This window comes from Fusibacter sp. JL298sf-3, from assembly GCF_053842995.1.
Genome location: NZ_CM132608.1, coordinates 3,773,084 through 3,786,426, shown reverse-complemented (window position 1 = coordinate 3,786,426; position 13,343 = coordinate 3,773,084). Strand labels below are relative to the sequence as shown.

Genomic DNA, 13,343 nt, shown 5'->3' with positions numbered 1-13,343 from the left:
ACTAGGAGGCCCCTATGAAACACGTATTGGATAAAGGCTATGTAAGGCTCGTCGACGCAATGGGCAGCGATCTTTCAGTCGTCAATGCCGCAAGAGTCAGCTACAACAAAGCAACTGACACTTTGAGAGATGAAGATACCAAATTGATCAACTTTTTAGCAAAACACGATCACACCAGTCCATTTAGACACGCGGCGCTACAGTTTGAACTCTACGCACCGCTAATGGTCGCCAGACAGTGGTGGAAATACATCATCGGTTCAGCACACCAAGACCCCTTCACCGCTTGGAACGAATCCAGTCGGCGCTACGTCACTGAAGAAATCGAGTTCTATATTCCCGCCGACGACGCTTGGCGTTCAAAGCCAGAAAACACCAAACAGGGCAGTGGCGCCCCCATCGATGTGAAACTCGGTGCAGAGGCCACTGCACGTCTTCTAGATCAGATCGAATCCGGCATGGCCAACTACGACTGGGCCGTTTCCAACGGCGTGGCCACTGAACAAGCGCGCCTTTTTATCCCAAGTGCTTACGGCTTGATGGTCAGGTGGTATTGGACAGTCAGCCTTCAAGGACTCGCTCATTTTCTCAAACAGCGTACCGACGCACACGCGCAACACGAAATCCAGTGCTACGCCAAGGCGGTGGACGCCCTTGCACGCGAGAAATTCCCGGTGGCACTAAAAGCCCTTTTGGACGATTAGCATTTGTCACCTAAATCAAAATCCCCTTTGAAAACAGATGCCCTGCTCTGTTCAAAGGGGATTTGCTTTTATTTGTACCCATCGAGTTCTTCTAGATTCTCTCGAACTGTGGACAACACTTTTGAAAGGTTCATATCGACCTTTTTGAGAACTTCTTCGGCGTACTCATAAGAACCGACGCGCATGCCCTCTGCTTTTTCCTGCGCTTCACTTACAATGGCTTTGGCCTTCGTCTTAGCCAACTCCACAATCTCGTGCTCGTTAATCAAGTCGTTGGCTCTCGCATCTGCTGCACGTAAAATTTGTTCCTCTTGGTGTCGCGCCGCCTCTAAGATCGACCGTTCTTCTGCTCTCGCCGTCTCTAAGATATCGCGCGCATCGCGGTGCGCTTCTTCTACAATCTGGTTCTTTTGGGCGTGTACATGACGCACATGATCGTATTCGTCCGGCAGAAGCGTTTTAATATCTTGGATAATATCCAGAAAATCCTGCCGGTCAATCAGCCCTTTCCCGGTGAGCGGCACAGTTGGACACGATTCAATTTTCTCTTTAAACTCCTCTAAAAGTTCTAAGACTTTTAAGGTCACTTCTCCTGAACTCATCTCGATTCCTCCATTTTAGCATCTATGGCCTCTTTTACCGTCTCAGTGACAAAGCCGCTGATATCTCCACCAAAAAGTGCCACCTCTTTTACAATACTCGAACTCAAGTACATGTACGCCGTTCGGGTCATTATAAACACCGTCTCCATGTCCTCATAAAGCTTTTGATTGACACTGGCCATTTGAAACTCCGCTTCAAAATCGGATATTGCCCGTAGGCCTTTGACGAGTATCTTGACATCGTGCGCTTTTAAATAAGACACCAAAAGCCCTTCGTGAACATCGACGCGTACATTTTCCAGATGCGCCGTACACGATTCAATAAGCGCCTTGCGTTCTTCTTTAGAAAAAAGCGGATTTTTACTCCGATTGTACATGACGGTGACAATCACCTCGTCAAATATTTTACTCGCTCTTTCTACAACGTCCAAATGCCCTTTGGTAATCGGGTCAAAACTCCCTGGGTACACTGCAACTTTCATTCTGCCTCCACTATATAGCTCACGCCAATTTTCCCGTATTTTTTCGTCTTCTCAACAACAAGCCCTTCTGGCAACCGCTCGCCAAATGTGTCGGCAATATCGTGTTCTACGACGATGATGCCGCCTTCAGCGAGCAGCTTGAGCCGCACAATGGACGACAGGACGTTTTCAACATCCCCCGTTAAGTAGGGCGGGTCCATAAAAATGATATCAAAGCACTCACCCGCCAGACGCTGCAGTACACTGTACACGTCTTGAATGCAGAGTGTTGCGCGTTCAGTCAATCGCGTTTTCTCTAAATTCTCTTTAATAATGCGCTCCAGTTTCTTGTTGCGTTCGACAAACAACACTGTTTCTGCCCCACGACTTAACAACTCGATTCCCAGCGCACCTGAACCCGTAAACAAATCGAGCCCCTTAGCACCGTTTATATAAGGTTGCACGCTGCTGAAAATCGCCTCTTTCACACGATCGGTCGTCGGTCTGGTACCCATACTCTCAATCGTATTTAAGCGAATCCCCCGTGCAGAACCTGAAATTACTCTCAAATACCTCACCTTTTCCTTAATTCTATTACAATGTAAAACCTTCCGTGTTTTTACGCTTCATTTGTTCGACAATCGGTTGGAACACCGCATTGCCCATCTGATGCTCTGTAACAACTATTTTAACACATTTTTGAGCCTGTGCTAACAGATTTTTGTCACGGGACAGATTCGCGAGTTTGAGTTCTGGAAGGCCGTGCTGCCTGAGACCGAAGACTTCGCCGGGGCCTCTGATCTCCAAATCTTTCTGCGCGATGTCAAAACCGTCACTTGAATTGACCAGCGTTTGAACCCGCTCTTTCGCCGTTTTGCTAAGCTTATCGCTGAGCAGGAAACAGTAAGACTGCTCCGAGCCCCTGCCGACACGTCCTCTCAATTGATGCAGTTGCGCCAGACCGAATCGCTCGACATTCATAATCATCATTACCGTTGCATTGGGAACATTGATACCGACTTCAATAACCGTAGTCGACACCAACAGTTGAATTGCCCCCTCTTTAAAGGCGTGCATCACTGCGTCTTTTTCTTTGGCTTTCATCTTACCGTGGACCATACCGATGCGAAAACCGTCAAAGGTGTTTTGAAGCTGTTCGTAGTGCTCAGTGGCACTATGCAAATCCATTGTTTCTGAGGCCTCAACCAACGGGCAGACCACATAAGCCTGTCGCCCCTCTGAAAGCGCTTTTTTAACAAATGCGTACATGTCGCGGACCTTAGAAGTGCTCACAAAATGCGTTTTAATCGCCTTTCGACCGCTTGGCAGTACATCGATGGTGGAAACACTCATATCGCCATAGAGGATTAAAGAAAGCGTTCGAGGAATCGGCGTAGCAGACATAACGAGCACATGCGGCCGTGCCCCCTTCTCAGAAATGCGCAAGCGCTGCTTGATGCCAAACCGATGCTGTTCGTCTGTGACCACCAGCCCTAATCTCGAAAAGCCTACATCGTCTTGTATCACCGCATGTGTGCCAATGAGAACATCAATCGTCCCCTCTTGAACAGCCGCTTTAATGCGCCGCTTTTCAGCTGCTTTTGTAGCCGACGTTAAAAGCGCCGGACGCACTTCTTTAGGCAACATCTTCTCAAATGCTTCAAAGTGCTGTTCAGCAAGCAAACTCGTCGGTACCATAAGTACCGCTTGATGACCGTTTAAAACGGTGAGGTAAATGGCGGCAAACGCCACAATGGTCTTTCCCGACCCCACATCGCCTTGAATCAGTCGATTCATGTTGCGCCCGCTGTAAACGTCCTCTTGGATATCTTTAAGAACGCCTTGCTGTGCTTCAGTCAGTTCAAAAGGCAATGTTTTTACCCACCGGTCGTAAGCTTCCTTCGGTACATACGGCACATTGTACACATCGTCCACATCGGACTTGAGCAGCAACAGACGCAATTGAAGCTCAAAGAGTTCGTTAAACACGAGACGCTTTCGAGCCCGCTTATACGCTTCGGCATCTTTGGGAAAATGGATATCGCGATACGCTTCTTTGAGCCGGCAGAGCTCAAAAGTCTTTAACAGGCTTTCCGGCAGCGCATCTTCTACAGCGTGCAGCCCCCTCGCCAAAACCAGCTCCACCAAGCGCGTCATTTCGCGATTGGTTACCCCAAGTGTCAAGGGGTAAACGGGGACAATTTTTAGAAAAGCCGTCTGCTTCGAATGGGCGTACTCCGGCTGAACCATTTTAAAAAAGGCCCCCTGACGCTCGAGCTTCCCATAGAAAAAATACGTCTCGCCCTCTAAAAAATCGTTCTTAATGTATTTCGGATTAAAAAATAAAATATCGCCTTCAAAATAGTGCTCTTTGACTTTCAGCACCATGAGTTCTTTTTTATTCCGAGATAGAAAAGACACGCGCTTGGAAACGACTTCCGCGCAGATGACACCGGTTTCATCATGGGGGATTTCCGCAGTGCCTTTAACCTGTCGACGGTCTTCATAGCGCATCGGATAGTGTCTAATCAAGTCGCCAAATGTCTCAAGTCCAATTTTTTTCAGTTTTTCTGCTTTTTTATCGCCGACGCCCGGCAATACAGTCAACGGTTTGTTCAGCACACATAGCCTCCTGAGTGATTTCATACCCAAAAAGCGCCCCTTTATCAAGGAAGCGCTTTTTATTCATGCTTTTTATTCTATTGAAATAACAAAATAATACACCGGCTGTCCACCGTAGTACACATCGACTTCTAAATCCGGAAACTTTTCTTCGATGCGTGCCACAACGGCATCCGCTTCTTCCTCCGTCACGTCAGAACCGTAATAGAGCGAAAGAATTTCAGCGTCCTCTGACATGGTTTCTTCAATAGATTTCAGGATTACCGCGTCGCGTTCCGCGCCAACCCCTTTAATTTCACCGCCTGAAACAGCGAGGTAATCGTCTTTTTGAATCGGTTTATCGTTGAATACCGTATCTCTAACCGCATAGGTGATTTGAATGGTGTCGACGGCATCTAGACTTTTAACCATCGCGTCGAAGTTCGAAGCGGGTTCCGCCTCTCGATCAAATGCCAGCATAGCCGAGATACACTGCGGCATAGTCTTTGTCGGAATCACGTAAACGTCCTTATCCGAAAGCGCTTTCGCCTGATTGGCCGCCATAATAATATTGGAATTGTTCGGGAACAAGAAAATGTGTTTCGACGGACACTTTTCGATTTCTTTTAAGAAATCCTCTGTGCTCGGGTTCATTGTTTGACCGCCTTTAATCGTTCCGGCAATGCCGAGTTCACTGAAAATCTTCACGAAGCCCTCGCCCATGGCGACACCGATAAACCCATAGTCCTCTTCGTAAATGTCTTGAGCCACCGGCGCGGTCTCGTCGCACCCTTCGATAATAGAACTGTGTTGGTCTTTCATGTTTTCTATTTTAACCGTTTTAAGCGCACCGTACTTTAAGCCTTCTTCCAGTGCAAGCCCCGGCGAGTTTGTATGCACGTGCACTTTGACGAGGTCTTCGTCTTGAACGAACACCATGCTGTCGCCAAGTGTTTCAATATACGTCTTTAGCCCTTCGGCTTCTGTGTCGACGTTCTGAAGAATGAACTCCGTACAATAAGCAAAGTGAATGTCCTCAGTGGACATCACCGATTGAGCCGGCGCCGATTGCGTTTTGCTCACCAGCGCATCCATCTCCACCTCTACACCTAAGAGCGCTTTCTGACAGCCCTGTAAAAAGAAGAGAAGCCCTTTGCCACCGGCGTCTACAACACCTGCTTGTTTTAGAACCGGCAATTGTTCAGGCGTCTTTTCCAGTGTGCGTTCGCCCTCTTCTAAAAGCGCTTCAAACAGCGCCTCTGCCGTCTCCACTTCTTCTGAAATCGCCTCTGCACGCTCTGCTATTTTGCGAATAACCGTTAAGATCGTGCCTTCAACGGGCTTTAACACTGCGCTGTACGCGGTGTCAGCCGCTTCTTTGAACGCATGACATAAATCTTGTGCCGTCAACGCATTTTTATCTTTACACCCTTTGGCAAACCCTCTGAAAATTTGTGACAAAATAACACCGGAATTGCCGCGTGCGCCCATGAGAGAGCCCTTGGAGAGCACTTTCGCCACTTCTTCCACCGTGACAAAAGCCCCTTTTGACAGCCCCTCTACAGAAGCGTTCATCGTCAACGACATGTTGGTTCCCGTATCGCCGTCCGGAACGGGAAAGACGTTGAGTGCATCGACAATGTGTTTGTTATTATTGAGCTCAATCGTGCCTTGCATAAACATCTTCGCAAGCAATTCAGCGTTTACTGTTTTGTTTTCCACCTTCTATTCCTCCTAGCTATTCACGCACTTTGACGCCTTCGATGTTGAGGTTGACTTCCACAACCTTTAAGCCCGTTTGCGTTTCAACAGCGTATTTTACTTTTTCAATAATATTTTCGGCGACGACAGATATCTTCGTCCCGAATTGGACGATGACAAACAAATCAATTTTAACGCCGTCCGCCTGCGCCACCACTTCGACGCCTTTAGAAAGTGCCTCGCCTTTGAGAAGCTTTGCAAAACCGCTGGTAGCTGACTTATACGTCATGCCGACCAAGCCGTAGCACTCCATGGCAGATAAAGCTGCGATTGTCGCGACGACATCATTTTTAATAATGATATCTCCACATGTATTGTTTATGATAATGGACATGTTTTCCTCCTTCGTCTGTACGATTCTACTGCGTTAAAGCACTGAAAAAACGAATCATCCGCCTTTTGAATTTATATCTATTTTATAGCATGGGCGTGGGAATATCAAGTTAAAGTAAAAAAAATCGAAGGACTCTCAAAAATAAGCTTGAAAAAAAAACGCTTCTCTGATACAATATTTTTGTTATGTTGTGATTTAATCACTCGAAGGAGGTGTCATAAATGGCAAGAGTATGTGAAGTATGCGGAAAAGGCAAAATGTCTGGTAACACAGTCAGCCACGCGAACAACCACAATAGAAGAACTTGGTCGCCTAACCTTAGAAGCGTAAAAGCTACTGTAAACGGCGGAACTAAGAGAATTAAAGTTTGCAGCAGATGCTTGCGTTCAGGCAAAGTAGAAAGAGCGGTTTAATTCAGGCGGCTTCTTTGGCGGAACTGAGCATTTAAACTGTAGTGGTCTGAGGGAGTCGAGCCGATATGCTCGACTTTTTTCTATGCTCTAAGACAAAAAACGGCTGTTGGACACCCTGTCCTTCAGCCGTTTTTTCTCGTTATAAGTTAACGTTTACAGGACAGTCGCACTCTTTCGAAAAGATAAGCAGTCCCTCTCCTGAAGCAATTCTAATGCTGTAAGTTGCGCCGGTACATTCGTTGCTGATGCCGACGCTTTGCCCGACTTCTATAGTCGCTTTTTTAAGTGGGTATTTAAACCCTTCGAGGTCGATGCCCTCAAAGGCTGAGACCACAGGCACCAAGGATACATAATGCGCCATATACGGCTGTACGACACCACTTTCAAAGAAAGGCGCCGATACCCACCGCATAATATTGGTTTCATCCAAAGCGTACACTTTTACGCCTTTAGGGACACGACGCATGAGGAGGACATTGGCCATCATATGATCCAGTCGCCCACCAAAGGCGCCGATAAAGACAATTTCGTCGACCCCTCGGCTCAAAACCACCTCGAGTGCCAGTTCTGCGTCTGTAAAATCTTTTTCACTCGGGTAAACTCGACGATCAGTATCCGGCCACTTTTCCAAGTACCGCTTTAAGTCGCCAATGGAGTCGAAATCCCCGACGAGGACATCCGGCGTAACCCCTAGCACTTCAAGGTGTCGAGCACCGCCGTCGACGCCGACGACACACAAAGGCACTTCGCCCTCACCAAACGCCTCCAACATCGACGCCATTTGCTCGTAACAGGTCACTACGCCGTTTAACGCAATGAGCCCGCGCTTCATAGCGCTTCTCTAAAAGCTTTAACAGCTGTATCAATAGACTCATGTCCAAAGATGGCAGACCCAGCGACGATGACATTGGCTCCCGCATCGACCACTTGCTTTACATTAGAGGCCTTGATACCACCGTCCACTTGAATATCACACGAAAGCCCTCTACGGTCAATTTCAGCTTTCAGGCGCTCAATCTTATCTGTGACGCTATCGATGTAGCTTTGGCCACCAAAGCCCGGGTTAACCGACATCAAAAGAACCATGTCCAGCATCGGCAGAATTTCATCTAATACCGACAACGGCGTCGCCGGGTTTAAAGCCACTGCTGCTTTAACACCGTGCTCTTTTATCATTTGAACCGTTCTGTGGAGGTGTGGACACGCTTCGACGTGCACATTGATTAAATCAGCGCCTGCTTTAACAAAATCGCCGATGTAACGATCGGGGTTTTCTATCATCAAATGCACGTCCATAAAAAGAGACGTCTTCCCCTTGAGTGCCGCTAAAATAGGCGCCCCAAACGAAATGTTCGGTACAAAGTGACCGTCCATAACATCGATGTGCAGGTACTCCACCCCTGCAGCTTCAACCGCTTTTACATCCTCCAACAAGTTCGAAAAATCTGCCGACAGAATCGACGGTGCTAATTTTACCATTTTTTATGCTTCCTTTCGTTTTTTATGATTTCATCGAGTAAATAACAATAGGCATCGTACCGGGCGCGGTGAACGACGCCCTCTGCGACTTGAGATTTCACGGCGCAGTTGGGCTCGTCCACATGCAGGCAATTGTCAAAGCGACACGCTTCAGAAAACTTGGCGAATTCTGGGAACAACTCCCGGAGTTCTTCGGGTTCAATGGCCTGTAATGACAACGAGGTAAACCCCGGCGTATCGACGACGATGCCGTTACACTCGAGCTCCAAAAGCTCAGAATGGCGCGTCGTGTGCTTGCCCCGCTTGATTTTTTGACTAATGGCGCCCACTTGAAGTGAAAGCCCTTCTTGAATGGCGTTGAGCAACGACGACTTGCCGACGCCAGACGGACCGGAAAACACAGAGACTTTTTCCGCCAACACTGCCTTTAGGCCCTCTACGCCCTCGCCTGTTTTAGCACAGGTTTTAATCAGTGGGTACCCGGCCAATTGGTAACGTCGATGCGCTTCTTCAAAACAGCCGTCTGCATCTAAATCGCCTTTATTTAAACAAATGACAATTTCCAAATGCGACGCTTCGGCAAGTACAATCATCTTGTCGAGAAGCATCCAATTGGGTTCCGGATTCTTTAAAGCAAAGACGATAATGGCCTGATCGACATTGGACACACTGGGTCTGATCAGCTCATTTTTTCTTTCGTGAATGCTTTCAATAACGCCGAGTTTTTCCGCCTTATTTTGAACAGAAATCGTGACGTGATCGCCGACGACGGGGGTTATATTTTCGTTTTTAAACCGCCCTCTCGCCTTGCACTCATAAAGCCCTTCTTCTGTTTTTACATAGTAAAAACCGCCTATGCCTTTAAATATAATCCCCTCTATCATGATCACCTTCCATTAAAATGTTATGCTGACTTCATCTACTTTTTTGTCGTCGTAATAGACCATAATCATAGCGTCTCCAGTACCCTTCACAGTAAAACCGACATTGATTTCGGCACCTTCTGTTTTAAAGTGTTCCTTTGAGTACACAACGGTTGTCGTATCGCCCTGAACCAACTCGATTTTTACAAGTGCGGCGTCCGCCTCAAACTTAGCGGTTTCAATGACAAATGCCAATGTTTTTTGCACAGTGCCGCCATCTTCTTCTCCACCGGTTTCGCCACCTTCGCCCGGTTCGTCAGGCGTCTCTTCCACTGGTGGCTCCGGTTTCGCCTCAGGGCCGTCGCTGACGACGACGTCTATAAACGATCCCTGCGGCATTTCAACCCCCAAGTTGCTTTGAGTAATAATCTGTCCTTTTTCTTTATCGCTAAACTCTTTATCAATTTTGCCGAGTTTGAAACCCAGCTGATTTAAAGTAACTTCAGCTTCCCGTATAGTCATTCCCGTCACTTTGGGAACGATGTACTTGATTTCTTTAGGGCCCTTGCTGACGACGAGGTCAATTCTCCGTCCTTCGTCGTGCATCGTGCCACTTCTAGGCGATTGGCTGATAATCATCCCCGCAGGCAATTCACTAAAGTCTTCTGTGACCTCTCCATTTGAAAAACCGTTGTTTTGTATCATCAATTGCGCATCGTTCAAAGTCTGATTCTTTAAATCGGGAATTTCTTTTTGAATCGGGCCATTGCTAATGGTGAGCACAACGGTATAGCCCTCTTTGACTTCCTCACCCTCTTTAACCGACTGCTCCACCACATGGTCGGCTTTTACTTGCGCATCGTAGACGCGGTTGGTGGCATCGACGACCAACCCGAGTTCCGTCAGCATTCGCTGCGCGTCCTCGACACTGGCGTTGACCACCAAAGGCACTTCCACCGTGGGCACTTCAAAGAAAGTCTTTAGTTTACCGAAGGCAAAGATTCCGAACAACATTACCGCGAGGACAAAGGCGCTTACAATCACCAGTGCAGAGTTGAGCACATGGGTTTTGTTCAGCTTCTTACGGCCTGGTTTCTCTTTGGGTTTATGGGCCATAATCTCCTCCTTGGAAAGTTTCGGCATCACCATCGTGTTTTCATGGTTTCCGTTTTGAACGACAGGCGCAAAGCCCCTGTCTTCCTTAATGCGCTTTAAATCCTCGATTAACGCCGTCGCCGACGGGTATCGGTCCGCCGGTGTCTTTTGTGTCGCTTTTTCGATAATGCGGCAAAGGCCATCACCGACTTCCGAATTGTAATCTCTAATATCCGGCAAATCGTCTTTTATCTGCTGCAGCGCCACCGCCACCGGCGACTCCGCTTCAAAAGGCAGAACTTTGGTCACCAGTTCAAACATCAATATCCCGAGGGAGTAAATATCGCTGCGCGCATCTACAAATCCGCCGCGGGCCTGCTCAGGCGATGCGTAGTGAACAGAGCCGATGATTTCCTTGGTATTCACAAGTGTCGTCGTAGTCGTCGCCCGCGCTATGCCGAAATCGGCAACTTTGACGTCCCCTTGTTCGTTGATGAGGATGTTCTGTGCCTTGATATCTCGGTGCACCACATCTTTGCTGTGGGCTTCCGCCAGCGCTGAAGCAATTTGTAACGCAATGCTAATTACGGCTTCTTCTCGCATGTGGGTTTTGAGCTGCATCAAATAGTCCTTCAACGTGCCGCCTTTGACCAGCTCCATGATAATGTAGTGGACGTCGTCGCTGTAGCCGACGTCAAAGACGTTGACGATGTTCGGGTGAATGAGTTTGGCCGCCGCCTGCGACTCCTGTTGAAACTTTTTAATAAACTCTTCATCTGAAGCAAATTCCGGTTTCAATACCTTTATGGCCACCATTCGATTTAATAGGAGGTCTTTGCCCTCGTAGACAGTGGCCATACCGCCAGTGCCTACGACACTCAAAACCTCATACCTGTTGCTTAATATTTTTCCTATTAATTGCGTCATTTGCGCCTCCTTAAACCTCGATACAAACGACGGTGATGTTGTCTTTGCCACCATTCTCATTGGCCATATCCACTAATGTCTGCGGTACAGCTTCAAATGTCTCGTCGGTTAAAACTTTGTAAATTGAATCCGTATCGACCATGTTGGTCAACCCGTCGGTACAGATTAACAGTTGTTCAAATTGATTGACGTCGTAGCGGGCTTTGTGAACCTCATACTGTTCCGAAACCCCCAGCGCACTGGTGATGATGTTGCGGTCTGGATGAGTTAAGGCCTCTTCTTGGCTAATGCTGCCCATTTTTACGAGTTCCGCCACCAGCGAGTGGTCCTTAGTCAATTGAATCAGTTCGCCGTTTGAAAGGCCATAACAGCGGCTGTCGCCGATGTTGAGCACATGTAAGTGATCGCGCTTTCTATAGACCACGACAACTGTCGTCCCCATCCCCTTGCAGTTCGGGTTTTCTTTTACATAATCGAGCAAGGTTTGATTGGCTGTAAAGAGGACGCTGTCCAGCGCACTTGAAAACTCGGTGTCCTCCACAGTGGAGAGTGCTTTTAAACCGCTTACAATCGATTCACAGGCAAGTTTTGAAGCCACTTCTCCCGCTTTGTGCCCGCCCATGCCGTCTGCCACGACATACAAATCGTTGCTCTGACAGAGCAAGTAGTAATCTTCGTTGTTTGTACGCGTGACGCCTACATCTGATACGCCTATTGCTTTCATGAGTCACTCCTATTCTCGCCTTTTTAACTTAGCGATGAAAAAGCCGTCGGTACCGTGAATGTGGGGATACAACGTCAGCATCCCCCCTGAAACAGGCTCTTTTCCAAAGTCAAAAGGCGCTGCCGTAAATTCTGTATGCGTTGCCAAAAACGCCTTGACAACGGCCTCGTTCTCTTCTGCATTGAGTGTACAGGTGCTGTAAATCAGCTCCCCTTCTATTTTAACATACTTGGCTGCTTGATTTAATATCTCTGTCTGAAGTGCACAAAGGGCCGCCAAATCCTCCGGCGCTTTGTTGTACTTGATATCCGGTTTGCGTCGAATTATGCCGAGTCCAGAACACGGTGCATCCACGAGAACCAGCGCCATTTTTTCTGCATCTGACGCCGAGTATTCAGTGGCGTCGAAGACTTCTGTCTCGATGTTCTCAAAGCCGAGGCGCTGAGCGTTTTCTTCTATAAGCGCCGTTTTGGCCAAACTGATGTCCCGCGCGTATACGCGCCCTGTTCCATTGAGGCGCTGGGCGATGTGCGTCGCCTTTCCTCCAGGTGCGGCACAGACGTCTACCACTTCATCACCTGCAGATACAGTGGCGATATGGCCTATGAGGGCAGAGGCCACGTCCTGTACTTGAAAATGCCCCTCCGCATACCCGGGAAGCTGACGTAAGTTGTACTCCGGCATCGCCTCAAGGCTCAAGACTTCGGGTACATAGGCGTTCACGCTGTAGGCGATCCCCGCCTCTTCGAGTTTTTTTCTATAGGCGTCTACGCCAATGCGCGCCGTGTTAACTCTAATAGACAGCGGCGGCGTCATGTTGTTTGCTTTTAAAAGCGCCTCGACAAAATCGGCGTCATGTGTTTTTAAAAAATGCGCTACCAGCCATTCGGGGTGCGAATAACGAATGCTTAAATACGTCGCCGGATGCTGTTTGGCATTTGGCAAAGGCAGTGTTTTCCCAGCCCGTATAAACGCCCTGAGAATGCCGTTGACAAAAGCCCCTTCTGATTTCCTAATTTGCTTGGCCGCATTAACCGCTTCGTTGACCACTGCCGAATCCGGCACTCGGTCTAAGAACGTCAACTGGTACAAGCCGACTCTGAGAATCTGAACGGTGCGCTTTTCTATACGTGTAAACCGTTGTTTTGATAACTTTCTTATATAAAAATCCAGTAAGAGTTTGTGTTCCAGCACGCCCAGTACCAACTTGCGTAAAAAACGCTTGTCGACGTCTTTGACGTCGGGGTGTTCTGTAAAATAAACCTGTAGGGCGAGGTGCGAAAAGCATTTGCCCTGTTCGATCTGCAACAAGATGTCGCAGGCTGTTTCTCTAATTGTCTTCATGATTGTCTCTCCTTAATATCTGGTTTATTATATCA

General features: G+C 48.0%; 14 protein-coding genes. 2 read left to right on the top strand and 12 right to left on the bottom strand.

From position 1 onward, the window contains the following. Window positions 1-14 precede the first annotated feature (14 nt). Window positions 15-704, top strand: a complete 690-nt coding sequence (gene thyX, locus ACR6HW_RS18010) for an FAD-dependent thymidylate synthase (RefSeq protein ID WP_455729061.1) — start codon at window positions 15-17, stop codon at window positions 702-704. 68 nt (window positions 705-772) lie between these two features. Here the strand turns inward: thyX and ACR6HW_RS18005 are convergent, their stop codons facing one another. From ACR6HW_RS18005 to ACR6HW_RS17980, 6 genes are all read right to left on the bottom strand, one after another. Further along, window positions 773-1,306, bottom strand: coding sequence for a hypothetical protein (locus tag ACR6HW_RS18005; RefSeq protein WP_455729060.1), 534 nt, complete (start codon window positions 1,304-1,306; stop codon window positions 773-775). Then, window positions 1,303-1,788 carry a pantetheine-phosphate adenylyltransferase gene (gene coaD / locus ACR6HW_RS18000; protein WP_455729059.1) on the bottom strand — a complete coding sequence of 162 codons (486 nt, stop codon included), beginning with the start codon at window positions 1,786-1,788 and terminating at the stop codon, window positions 1,303-1,305. The genes ACR6HW_RS18005 and coaD overlap by 4 nt, the downstream gene beginning before the upstream one ends. Continuing rightward, window positions 1,785-2,345 (bottom strand): 16S rRNA (guanine(966)-N(2))-methyltransferase RsmD, encoded by a 561-nt coding sequence (rsmD, locus tag ACR6HW_RS17995; RefSeq protein ID WP_455729058.1) that lies wholly within the window; start codon window positions 2,343-2,345, stop codon window positions 1,785-1,787. Before rsmD ends, coaD begins: the two co-directional genes overlap by 4 nt. Before the next feature lie 16 nt (window positions 2,346-2,361). Continuing rightward, a complete protein-coding gene (gene recG / locus ACR6HW_RS17990) occupies window positions 2,362-4,389 on the bottom strand; it encodes an ATP-dependent DNA helicase RecG (protein ID WP_455729057.1) in 2,028 nt (675 codons plus the stop codon). Window positions 4,390-4,461: 72 nt separating this feature from the next. After that, window positions 4,462-6,090 carry a DAK2 domain-containing protein gene (locus tag ACR6HW_RS17985; protein WP_455729056.1) on the bottom strand — a complete coding sequence of 543 codons (1,629 nt, stop codon included), beginning with the start codon at window positions 6,088-6,090 and terminating at the stop codon, window positions 4,462-4,464. Window positions 6,091-6,106: 16 nt separating this feature from the next. After that, the gene (locus ACR6HW_RS17980; RefSeq protein ID WP_455729055.1) at window positions 6,107-6,463 is read right to left on the bottom strand and encodes an Asp23/Gls24 family envelope stress response protein; all 357 of its coding nucleotides are present in this window, start codon (window positions 6,461-6,463) and stop codon (window positions 6,107-6,109) included. Between the two features lie 221 nt (window positions 6,464-6,684). Between ACR6HW_RS17980 and rpmB the strand changes: the two genes are divergently transcribed. Further along, window positions 6,685-6,876: a 50S ribosomal protein L28 gene (gene rpmB / locus ACR6HW_RS17975; RefSeq protein ID WP_455729054.1), complete on the top strand. Its 192-nt coding sequence runs from the start codon at window positions 6,685-6,687 to the stop codon at window positions 6,874-6,876. Between the two features lie 139 nt (window positions 6,877-7,015). Here the strand turns inward: rpmB and ACR6HW_RS17970 are convergent, their stop codons facing one another. From ACR6HW_RS17970 to rsmB, 6 genes are read right to left on the bottom strand one after another with little or no spacing between them, the layout of a single operon-like run. Then, entirely contained in the window at window positions 7,016-7,708 is a 693-nt protein-coding gene (locus tag ACR6HW_RS17970) for a thiamine diphosphokinase (protein WP_455729053.1), read from the bottom strand. Next, window positions 7,705-8,355 (bottom strand): ribulose-phosphate 3-epimerase, encoded by a 651-nt coding sequence (gene rpe, locus ACR6HW_RS17965; RefSeq protein ID WP_455729052.1) that lies wholly within the window; start codon window positions 8,353-8,355, stop codon window positions 7,705-7,707. The genes ACR6HW_RS17970 and rpe overlap by 4 nt, the downstream gene beginning before the upstream one ends. Continuing rightward, window positions 8,349-9,239 carry a ribosome small subunit-dependent GTPase A gene (rsgA, locus tag ACR6HW_RS17960; RefSeq protein ID WP_455729051.1) on the bottom strand — a complete coding sequence of 297 codons (891 nt, stop codon included), beginning with the start codon at window positions 9,237-9,239 and terminating at the stop codon, window positions 8,349-8,351. The genes rpe and rsgA overlap by 7 nt, the downstream gene beginning before the upstream one ends. A gap of 12 nt (window positions 9,240-9,251) precedes the next feature. Further along, complete coding sequence (gene pknB, locus ACR6HW_RS17955; RefSeq protein WP_455729050.1) at window positions 9,252-11,240, bottom strand: Stk1 family PASTA domain-containing Ser/Thr kinase; 1,989 nt, start codon at window positions 11,238-11,240, stop codon at window positions 9,252-9,254. 10 nt (window positions 11,241-11,250) lie between these two features. Continuing rightward, on the bottom strand, window positions 11,251-11,964 hold the full coding sequence (locus ACR6HW_RS17950; RefSeq protein ID WP_455729049.1) for a Stp1/IreP family PP2C-type Ser/Thr phosphatase: 714 nt from the start codon (window positions 11,962-11,964) through the stop codon (window positions 11,251-11,253). A gap of 9 nt (window positions 11,965-11,973) precedes the next feature. Then, on the bottom strand, window positions 11,974-13,308 hold the full coding sequence (rsmB, locus tag ACR6HW_RS17945; protein ID WP_455729048.1) for a 16S rRNA (cytosine(967)-C(5))-methyltransferase RsmB: 1,335 nt from the start codon (window positions 13,306-13,308) through the stop codon (window positions 11,974-11,976). Window positions 13,309-13,343 lie beyond the last annotated feature (35 nt).